General features: G+C 71.6%; 10 protein-coding genes. 5 read left to right on the top strand and 5 right to left on the bottom strand.

All coding sequences use genetic code 11. The features are described 5' to 3' along the window. Positions 1 to 153: 153 nt before the first annotated feature. Positions 154 to 1,542, top strand: coding sequence for an oxygenase MpaB family protein (locus tag ACEPPI_RS22825; protein WP_373917105.1), 1,389 nt, complete (start codon positions 154 to 156; stop codon positions 1,540 to 1,542). Between the two features lie 105 nt (positions 1,543 to 1,647). Here ACEPPI_RS22825 and ACEPPI_RS22820 read toward each other — a convergent pair whose 3' ends face one another. Continuing rightward, positions 1,648 to 2,367 (bottom strand): hypothetical protein, encoded by a 720-nt coding sequence (locus ACEPPI_RS22820; protein WP_373917104.1) that lies wholly within the window; start codon positions 2,365 to 2,367, stop codon positions 1,648 to 1,650. A gap of 370 nt (positions 2,368 to 2,737) precedes the next feature. On the opposite strand from ACEPPI_RS22820, the gene ACEPPI_RS22815 reads away from it, so the two are divergent. The 3 genes from ACEPPI_RS22815 to ACEPPI_RS22805 all read left to right on the top strand — a co-directional run bounded on the left by ACEPPI_RS22815 (position 2,738) and on the right by ACEPPI_RS22805 (position 4,883). Beyond that, entirely contained in the window at positions 2,738 to 3,469 is a 732-nt protein-coding gene (locus ACEPPI_RS22815) for a hypothetical protein (RefSeq protein ID WP_373917103.1), read from the top strand. Between the two features lie 365 nt (positions 3,470 to 3,834). Then, a complete protein-coding gene (locus tag ACEPPI_RS22810) occupies positions 3,835 to 4,173 on the top strand; it encodes an ArsR/SmtB family transcription factor (RefSeq protein WP_373917102.1) in 339 nt (112 codons plus the stop codon). Then, positions 4,170 to 4,883 carry a cation transporter gene (locus ACEPPI_RS22805; RefSeq protein ID WP_373917101.1) on the top strand — a complete coding sequence of 238 codons (714 nt, stop codon included), beginning with the start codon at positions 4,170 to 4,172 and terminating at the stop codon, positions 4,881 to 4,883. Before ACEPPI_RS22810 ends, ACEPPI_RS22805 begins: the two co-directional genes overlap by 4 nt. 84 nt (positions 4,884 to 4,967) lie before the next feature. Here the strand turns inward: ACEPPI_RS22805 and ACEPPI_RS22800 are convergent, their stop codons facing one another. After that, positions 4,968 to 5,387: a universal stress protein gene (locus ACEPPI_RS22800; protein ID WP_373917100.1), complete on the bottom strand. Its 420-nt coding sequence runs from the start codon at positions 5,385 to 5,387 to the stop codon at positions 4,968 to 4,970. Positions 5,388 to 5,683: 296 nt separating this feature from the next. Here ACEPPI_RS22800 and ACEPPI_RS22795 point away from each other — a divergent pair, with 296 nt between their 5' ends. Further along, positions 5,684 to 6,442: a hypothetical protein gene (locus ACEPPI_RS22795; protein WP_373917099.1), complete on the top strand. Its 759-nt coding sequence runs from the start codon at positions 5,684 to 5,686 to the stop codon at positions 6,440 to 6,442. On the opposite strand, the gene ACEPPI_RS22790 is transcribed toward ACEPPI_RS22795, so the two are convergent. The 3 genes from ACEPPI_RS22790 to ACEPPI_RS22780 all read right to left on the bottom strand — a co-directional run bounded on the left by ACEPPI_RS22790 (position 6,418) and on the right by ACEPPI_RS22780 (position 9,387). Beyond that, positions 6,418 to 7,632 (bottom strand): Tn3 family transposase, encoded by a 1,215-nt coding sequence (locus ACEPPI_RS22790; RefSeq protein ID WP_373917098.1) that lies wholly within the window; start codon positions 7,630 to 7,632, stop codon positions 6,418 to 6,420. The genes ACEPPI_RS22795 and ACEPPI_RS22790 overlap by 25 nt on opposite strands. Before the next feature lie 479 nt (positions 7,633 to 8,111). Then, positions 8,112 to 8,462 carry a beta/gamma crystallin domain-containing protein gene (locus tag ACEPPI_RS22785; RefSeq protein WP_373917097.1) on the bottom strand — a complete coding sequence of 117 codons (351 nt, stop codon included), beginning with the start codon at positions 8,460 to 8,462 and terminating at the stop codon, positions 8,112 to 8,114. A 265-nt stretch (positions 8,463 to 8,727) separates the two neighbouring features. Continuing rightward, the gene (locus ACEPPI_RS22780; RefSeq protein WP_373917096.1) at positions 8,728 to 9,387 is read right to left on the bottom strand and encodes a hypothetical protein; all 660 of its coding nucleotides are present in this window, start codon (positions 9,385 to 9,387) and stop codon (positions 8,728 to 8,730) included. Positions 9,388 to 9,438 lie beyond the last annotated feature (51 nt).

Genomic DNA, 9,438 nt, shown 5'->3' with positions numbered 1-9,438 from the left:
TTCGGTCTCCATGCGGCGGGCGGGGCGGGTGTTCGGGCGTGCGGGCGTTCGGGGAGACGCACGTCAGGGTGGAGGCCGGAGTCCGGGCGGGCCGGGCAGGGGGCGGGAGCGTTGTACGGGGTGTCGGTGTCCCCGTGAAAGAAGGAAGTTCCTGTGACCTCTGTGGCCTCACCCGCTGTCGAGACCCTGCTGCGGCGGACCCTCGGCGAGCGGCGCATCGGGCTCGTGGCATGGCGGTTGCTCGTGTTGCAGATCGCCCATCCCGTCGTCGCCGCCGGCATGGACCGGTACTCCACCTACCGCGCCCACCCCTGGCGGCGGATCGAGCACACCATGGAGAGCGGCAGCCGGCTGTTCTTCGCCGGGCCCGAGGAGCGGCGCCTGGAAGTGGCCCGCCTCCAGCGCACGCACCGGCGCATCCACGGGACCGACGCGGCCAGGCGGGTGTACAGCGCCGAGGATCCCGAGGTCCGCGGCTGGGTGATGGTGACGCTGTACGAGTCCATGACCGCCATGCGCGAACTGTCCGGGGATCCGCTGTCGCCCGCCGAACGCGACGTGCTGTACACGGAGTTCCTCGACGTGTGCGCCGCCCTCGGAATTCCGGGCGAGGTGCTCCCGGCGGGCGCCGCCGATGTCCCGGCGTACGTCGAGCGCACCGTGCGGGAGGTCCTGGAGTACGGCCCCGAAGTCCACGACCTGCTCCACGGGATGCTCCGCAACGCCCCCGCCCCGCGCCGGCTGGGGCGGGCGGCACCCGCGTGGCCGCTGCTGCGGGTGGTGATCGCCCGCGCACTGGCCGCCCTCACGGTCAGCGACCTGCCACCGGCCTGGCACGAGAAGTTCGGGACGTCGCGCGGGCCCGGGGGCGCCACGCTGTCGTGGACGCTGCACCACGGACTGCGCCACGCCATGCGCCTGGCTCCCGATCGGGTGCGCTACCGCCGCCGCTCCGTGAGCGGCGCGCCCGCGCGGGTGGTGGTGCCCAGGGCCCGGAGCGGCGGCGACTCCCGTCCGGCCCGGCTGGAGGCGTTCTTCCGCCAGGTGCTGGACCAGACCGGCAACGGCCGGGTCGACTCCGCCGACCTCCAGGCCATGGTGCACGGCGTGTGCTGGCGGCTCGAACTGCCCGCCGAACGGGAGGACGAGGTCTACGCCGCGTTCGAGGGCTGGTGGCACCAGCTCCGGGAGGCGGCGGACGGCGACGGCGACGGGGGCGTGGACTGCCGCGAGTTCGTGTCCGCGATGCTGGCCGGGGTGGACCGTGACCCGGCGTACCTGGAGAACGGCCTCGTACCGGCGGTGCGGGCGCTGTTCCGGGCCGCCGATGCCGACGGCAGCGGCTGCCTGGGGGCGGACGAGTACCGGCTGCTGTTCGGGGGCCCCCGGGTGCACCCGGCCGAACTCAACGACGGGTTCCGGGAGATGGACGCGGACGGGGACGGACGGGTCGAGGAGGCGGAGTTCGTCGCCGCGTTCTGCGACTTCTTCACCGCCCGGACCGACAGCACCGCCGGAGCGGGCCTGCTCGGCCGGGCGTGAAACGCGGCGGCCGGATCCGCGACCGGGGCGCCGCCGTCGGCGGGCGGGGCCGTACGGCGGCGGGGGCGACGAGGAAGTCGGCGTCGGCCTGGGCCGGGGCGACGCTCAGCGGGGCGGCTCGCACCGCCGGGGAAGGGTCACGGTGCCGGGCCGGTGCTCGAAGGTGTCCATGACCAGCCACTCGTCCAGCTCGGGGTCGTAGAGGTTCTGGACACCGAACTGCAGCACCTGCCAGAAGGTGCCGCGGTCGCCCTCGTCGACGTAGATGTCGCCCAGCGCGAGTGGCAGACGGGGGTGATTACCGGGAGGCAGCTCCGGCAGGACCGCACCCACCCTCCAGTGGTTCACGTGCCGTTGCGGGGTGCGCCGCAGGGTCTCCGGCCCGACGAACCTGGCGTTCTCGAATACCTTGTTCAGCGCATCCAGGTTGAAGCCCGGGATGCGTGAGCAGGGATGCTCCGTCAGGCCGGGCCATTTGTACGTCAGTGTGTAGAGCGTGTCGTGGTAGATCAGGTTGGTGAACCAGATCGGATACTGCGGGCCGCCCGCGGTCATCTGGCTGTCGCCGCCCCTCCCCTCCCAGGTGAACGGAACCGTGATGTCCAGGTCGCGGACGATCCACTCGCCCTTGCCGCGGAAGTCGCGCGGGAGGCGGGGCGGAGGCGGCGTCGGGGAGGTCTGCGACCGCGCGGCCACCGTCCCGGACGACGGCGCGGTCCCGGTCCGGGGTGCGGCGGCGACCGGGGGCGGAGCCGCCAGGCCGAAGGCGGCCAGTGCGGCGAGAGTGGCCGCCGTGGCCGTCCGGCGTGTGCCTTGCCAACCCATGGGCTCCCTCGGATGTCGTGTCGGGTGCCGTCATGGCGCGAGGACGATCACGGCGATACTGGGACACCGTCCCCGGAATTGGACATTCCGAAACCGCCGGCTGCCGAGCTGCCATCCGGGTGGCGGCCGGGTCGAGGCCGGCCCGGCGCCCCGAGCGCGACGGCGCGGTCGAACCGCGCGACCGTGGACGGCAGCGGACGGCAGCGGCTTCGACCGCCCTTCGGCGGGTCGCCGCGCCTCCGGGTCGCCCCTGTGGGCGGTGGGCGGGCTCGTGTCCGGGTCCTCGGCCGTCGGCCGATCGTCGACAATCGCATGGGTGCGGCGGGGCCTTGGCATCGCGCACCGACATTTCGATCCACGAGGGCGGGCCATGTCGGGGAACACGAGCGGGCGGGAGTTGCGGGACAGGACGTATCTGGCGCTGCTGCCCTGGACCCGCGTACCCATGGGTGATCTGCACGCACGCTGCGCGGAGGCGGTGACCGCGGCGCTCGCCGTGCTGTGGGACGGCTGCGACGACGCGCTTCTCGACGCGCCGGCCGGCGACGGGCAGATCCACGCGATCGTTGCCGCTCAGAAGGCGTACGGGCTCGGATGGCGCGACGCGGTGCTCGGCGATGTCACGGCGGATGCGCGGGCCGCCCGTCTGGGCGACGGCCCGGGCGGCCTGTGGGCACCGGCCGAGCGCTGGAACCGTGGCCGGGGGCGGGCGTTCCGGCCCACCCTTCGCCGCAATCTGGAATTCTTCGCGATGCATCCCTGGGCCGGGGAGTTGGAGCGGCTGCGGGCCGTGCGGTGCGCCGTCGAAGCCGCTTCGGCCGATCCCCGCACCACGCTGACCCTGCTCTTGCGCACGGCTTGGACGGACAAGGCCACCGAACGGCGGGGCTGGGGTGACGCCGAATGGTGGCAGTACCTGGATGTCGAGGCCCTGGCGGCCTGGGCGGTGGTCGCCCTGGGCCTGCCCGTGGAAGACCCCGCCGGCGCGGGAACGGCCGTCGAGGAAGCCGCCGAGGCGGTGAGCCCGTTCGACTGGACCCGGACGGGCGCGGGGCTGCCGGACGGTTTCCTCGACGCCGCGTTCGCCGCGCTGGACCTGTGACGCCGGCAGGGCCCGGCGATGTCGCGGGCCGTCCGGGACCGGTGCACGACGGCAGGCTCGGCCGAAGGAACCCCCGGGCCGTGCGCCGGCGGCCCTCCATGCCGACGGGCGGTCCTCCCAGGGGCGAACCCGTCCGACGACGCGGGGCCGGTCGTCCTCGGGAGCCCGCAGCGCGGCGAGTAGGCCCTGTTCTCGTATAGCTACGGCGAGGGGACAAGTACCTCAGCGTGACGTCCGCCTTTGCTTCAGTTCGGGGCTCGGGAACCTCTCCGCCGTTCCCAGCTCGACGCGCTCGCCAAGCACGGCATCCCGTCCTGAAGCAATCCACGAGATCCTGGATTCAGGATCTCCTGTACTGTCATGGTGTGCTGACCGTTGCCTCTGACATCGAGGTGCTGGCGCGGTTCGGGCGTGCGCTTGCCGATCCGATCCGCTGCCGCATCCTGCTCGCCCTGTGTGATGCCCCTGCCTATCCGTCCGATCTCGCCGACGCGCTCGGGGTCTCCCGTACGCGGTTGTCGAACCATCTGACGTGCCTGCGCGACTGCGGTCTGGTCGTCACCGTCCCCGACGGCCGCCGCACACGCTACGAACTCGCCGATCCCCGGCTCGGCCACGCGCTGGACGACCTGCGCACCGCGGTGGTGGCCGTGGAGAGCGACAAGGCGTGCGTCGACGCCGAGACCCAGGGGTGCTGCCGATGACCGCGATATCCCTCGGGCCGTCCCCGGCCCGCCGCGACGCGCTGGCCAAGCGGATACGCCTGCTGGTCGCCGCGACGATCACCTACAACGTCATCGAGGCGATCGTCGCCATCACCGCCGGCACGATCGCCTCCTCCACCGCCCTGGTCGGCTTCGGCCTGGACTCCATCGTCGAGGTCTCCTCCGCCGCCGCCGTCGCCTGGCAGTTCTCCGCCCGCGACCACACCGTGCGCGAGGCCCGCGAGAAGAGGGCCCTGCGGATCATCGCCGTCTCGTTCTTCGCCCTTGCCGCCTACGTCACCATCGATGCCGTCCGCGCCCTGACCGGCACCGGCGAGGCCGAACGCTCCATCCCCGGCATCGTGCTCGCCGCCCTGTCCCTGGCCATCATGCCGTTCCTGTCCGCCGCCCAGCGCAAGGCCGGACGCGAACTCGGCTCCGCCTCCGCCGTCGCGGACTCCAAGCAGACCCTGCTCTGCACCTACCTGTCCGCCGTCCTCCTGGTCGGCCTGCTCCTCAACGCCACCCTCGGCTGGTCCTGGGCCGACCCCATCGCCGCCCTCGTCATCGCCGCCGTCGCCGTCAAGGAAGGCCGCGACGCCTGGCAGGGCAAGGGCTGCGGCTGCGCACCCCCCACCACCGCCGCGGCCGCTTCCGCCGACGCCAAGGCGTGTGGCAGCTGCCCGCCCGGATGCGACTGCTGCGACTGACCGTCACAGACGCAGAGAGGGCCCTGGTACCAACCGGGGCCCCCGTTTCGGGGCCGCTACTGCCGGCGGGGCGCAGTCTGGAGGCTACCCGTGCACGATTACGACGGGGCAGGGAGCGTGCAGGGCGCACTGGTGGCTGACCGAGCCCAGGAGCAGGTTGGCAAAGCCGCCGTGGCCGCGCGCGCCGACCACGAGAAGGTCGGCGTCCTGGGCCGCCTCGAGCAGGGCCTGGGCGGGCGGGCACTCAACGACATGGCGCTCGACTGCGATGTCCGCCTCCACTATGTGGTCCACGGCGGCGTCGATCGCCTCCATGGCCGCCCGCTCAAGTGGTTCGTGGACCGTTTCGGAGGCACGCCGGGCGATCTCGCTGCCGTGGTAGGGGGACGCCCAGGCATGGACCACCCGCAGCGTCGCTGCGCGTAGACGAGCCTCCTTCACGGCCCAGCGCAGCGCCTTCTCGGAGGCCGGCGAACCGTCGATGCCGACAACGATGGCGCCCATGGTGCCCCCTGCGGGTGGGATGCCAATGCCCCGCTCGCCAGGCCCACGACCTGCGGCGGATGCTCGAACCCGCACCATTGTCTGCCCGAGAGGGATCAGACAGCCACCCGGCCTGGGAAAGAACCTCCGGCCGTCGTGTACAAGCGCCGTCTTCTCTGCGTACGGGCCGATCGGTACACCGGACGGGTCCGGACGGCCCTGGGCGGACCTCGTGCCCGGCGAGAGGCTGGAGGGTACAGACCCGCGGACACCGGGTCGGGAGGCCGCCGCGGGAACGACCCGAAAGGGTGATGATCATGCCCAGCACAAGCAGGCGGACCGCCGCCGCGCTGGCGGCCCTCGCGCTGACCGGCACCCTGGCCGCTGGATACTCGGCAGGCGACAACACCTCCAGCGGCGCCTCGATGCGCCCGGCCGCCGCCCAACCCAGCCCCTCCGGCAGCGACTGCTGGAGGTCGGGCACATCGGGCAACGACTGGGACGACTGGGACTCGTGGGGGCCCGGCATGGGGCCGGGCATGATGGGCCGCAATGACTGCTCGTGGGGGCCGGGCATGATGGGCGGGCACTACTGGCAGCGGGGCGACGGCACCCCGGTGACGACCCTGGACCAGGCCCGGCAGCGGGCTGATGCCTTCGCCGGCCGGCTTGACCTGCGCGTCGGTGAGGTCATGCAGTTCTCGAAGAACTTCTACGCCGAACTGGAGACCCCCAGCGGCAAGCTGGCCACCGAGATCCTCGTCGACCCGGCCGACGGCGACACCGGGATCGAGTACGGCCCGGCAATGATGTGGAACACCGACTACGGCATGCACGGCGGCGGCCAGACCCAGACCCGCATCTCCCCCGACCAGGCCCAGGACCGCGCCCAGCAGTGGCTGCACGACCGAGGCAGCAACCTGACCGTCGGCGAGGCCGAGGCGTTCCCCGGCTACTACACCCTGCACACCCTGCGCAACGGGAAGATCACCGGCATGCTCTCGGTCGACGCCTCCACCGGTGCCGTATGGCCCCACACCTGGCACGGCACCTACATCGCCACCAGCGAGCGCTGACAGGCGACGAACGACGTACGCACCGCCCGCCCCAGTTCCTCGATCGCCTGGTAGGTGGGGTGCTTCGGTCCGCCGCGGGTCAAGCGCCGCAGGAACTGCTCGGCCTCGGCTGTGCCCAGCCGCAGGGCGGTGGTGTACTTCACGACCTGGTCGTACTGCTGGCGGATCAAGTCCCAGCTGCTCGTCTTGGTCGACAGCGCCGGCGCGAGGTTCGGCCAGTTGTCATCTTCCCCGGCCGCCGTCCGGTACAGCCTCGCCGAGCCGATGTTCTTCAGTCTTGGCGTCAGCTTGACGTCGAACATGTGGGCGAATGCGAAGCCGACGATGGACGCTCCGTGGGTATCGGTGTACTGCCGGTCCACCTCCATGTCGGTGCAGTGCCGCAGCACGCCCTCGATCATCGAGGCGACCTCGGAGGCCGAACAGGACTTGAGTTGGGAGTAGATGCACACCGACTTCCGCTCGACATGCCAATAGATCATCACGCCGGGGCCCCGGTAGCGCTGGTGCCACTCGGTCATCAGGTTCGAGGGCCAGGCCCCGAACTTGCGGCTGTCGGACGCGCACGCGGTGCCGGTGCCCCACCACATCCCGTCGCGGGCGGCGAAGGCGGCGTTCACCAGCTTCACCGGCGCGGCACGCATGTTGGCCCGGCTGACGAACAAGTGCCGCACCCTGCGCAGCGTCGCCTCGCTCTCGCCGTGCCTGCCGGTCACCGCGACCCGCTTGATGCCCATGTTGGTGCCCAGTCCGAACAGCACCAGCAGCAGCCGGCGCCGCAGCACTTCCTTGGACAGGTTCTCCCGGGTGGCCACCGAGGTGAACTCGGAGATGAAGCCGGTGTCGAACTCGGCGTACTTCAGGATGTCCAGGAGGTCGATGGTGCCCCAGCGCCGCTCGATCTCGCCCTTGATGGCGACCAGGGACTCCGGCTCCTCCTGCTTGCCACGCGGCGAGACCCTGATCCACGGCTCGCCGTGCTTCTTGACGATCGCGACCCCGCCCGTGGTGCCCTCGGCCAAGGCCTGCTCGAAGCGGTCCAGCGAGGCCCGCAGCTTGCTCTGGAGGGCGGTGATGAACTCGCCGGCGTCCTGCGGCTGCCCCAGAGCGGCGTAGTGAACGTCCCGGTTGTCCTCGAAGTCGGTGGGCAGGTCATCTTCTGGGTTGCGCCACCGGTTCGCGCCCACCACCCAGATCTCCCGCCTGGCCGCGGCGCGTCCCGCAGCGACACCAGCACGCACAGCTCATACGGGATGCGCTCGACACGGCCCTTGTCGTCCACAACCGCCGCCCGCCACTGCTCAGGCACCACCCCCTCCAGCGGCACCGTCTCCGCCGGATCGAAGAACGCGCCCTCCTTCAGCGGCTGCTCCAGGTACCGCCCCAGCAGGTCGATCGCGTCCATCACCGGCCGGTAGGCGGTGTTGTTGCACTTCAGCTCCAGCGCCTTCAGCAGCGGCGAGAGCATCCGCCGCCAGGGCCTTGAGCGTCTTCTCCCCGCCAACCACCGGGAAGATCACCCGCCGCACCGAGCCGGACGGCTCCGACAACGCCGCCTCCGCGACCCGCAGCAGCATCCCCGTACCGCCGACCACCCGCACCGGACTTCGGAGAGTCGGCTCGGTGACGTTCATTCGGGCATGCTCGCACGGGGAGGGGCGTCGGGGTGTCAGAGGATCTCGATGGAGCCGACCTGGGGCGGGCGGTTCGGGAAGGAGATCTCGGTCCAGCGGTCGATCCGTACGGAGTCGCCGTTGGCGTCGTAGTAGATCAGGTCGTTGTTTCCGGTGGAGATCTTGTCGACCCACCAGCCTCCGAAGCCGATCCGCCCCCTGTTCGCGTAGCAGTCGACGCTCTGCCGACCGCCGCTGTGGGACCAGATCTTCAGGAAGTTCTCGCCGCCCCGGCACTCGACGTGGTCGATCGCGAAGGCGTTTCCGGGGGTGGTCAGCGTGAGCGATGCCGCCGCGACGAACGCGACGGCGGCCGATCGGACGAACCTCGTCGACTTCAAGAGCACGATCTCTCCTTCACGGGAACCCGGTGGGGAGGGCCGCCCCGTGCCCGCGGGCACGGCGGCCACCCTCACCGCGACCGACCACTCGCAGGCCTTCGCGGTTGCACATCGAGGTTCCCGTGCGGTCGGTACGCTCCGCAATCGGCTTGGCTGCGCTCGGCTGGAATCCGCACCATGATGTCCCGATTTGAGCTTCTGGTGCGCAGTTGAAACGTTTTGGCAGTTCGGCTGCTCCGGGCCGTGGGCCGGATGTTCGCCGCGGGCCTGCTCAGCCGGCGGGAACGGCGTCCTTCGGGGAGGTGTGCCAGTTGGTGACGACCGGCTTGTCCACGGTGATGGTGCCGACCGGCAGGGAGACCGGGTCGGGGTCGTGGTCACCGACGGCGACGATGATGCTGTCCAGTTCCTTGCCGCCGTTCGCCTTGGTGCTCTTCGGGTTCACCCCGGCGTAGGCGGCGGTGCTCCCGCTCAGCGTGATCTGCTTGCCGACGGCCTGCTCCGCGGGACCGGCCTGGGTGCCGTCGGAACCGAACGCCACCGTGGGGAGCGCGGCCGGCAGGACGCAGGTGATCCCGGGCTTCGCCTTCGCGGTGATCAGGATGTATCCGCCCGCCTGGGTCTCGGACTTGGTGCTCCAGGCGATGTCGTTCGCGCCGCAGGCCTGCCCGACCGGCTTCCCCTCGCCGGCGCCGGAGCCGGTCCCGGTCCCGCCCTTGGTCCCCTTGCCCGTGGTGTCGGACCCCTTGGAGGCGCCCGCTGCCGGTGCGCCGGGCGGGGTGGCCGCCCCGGCGGCCGCGGGGGTGGACGGGGAACCCTGCGCCGCACCCGCGCCTGCGGCCGTGTCCGTGTCCTGGCAGGCCGTCATCATCAGGGCGCCGCACACGACGGCCGTGGAGACGAGGAAGGCCTTGCGGCGGTTGGCGGACATGAAATCCCCTTGGGTGAGCGGTGTGCGGGGCCGAGGCGGTATCCGCTTCCC

This window comes from Streptomyces sp. AB3(2024), assembly GCF_041862025.1.
GTDB lineage: Bacteria > Actinomycetota > Actinomycetes > Streptomycetales > Streptomycetaceae > Streptomyces.
This window is presented reverse-complemented; position numbering and strand designations above follow the sequence as displayed.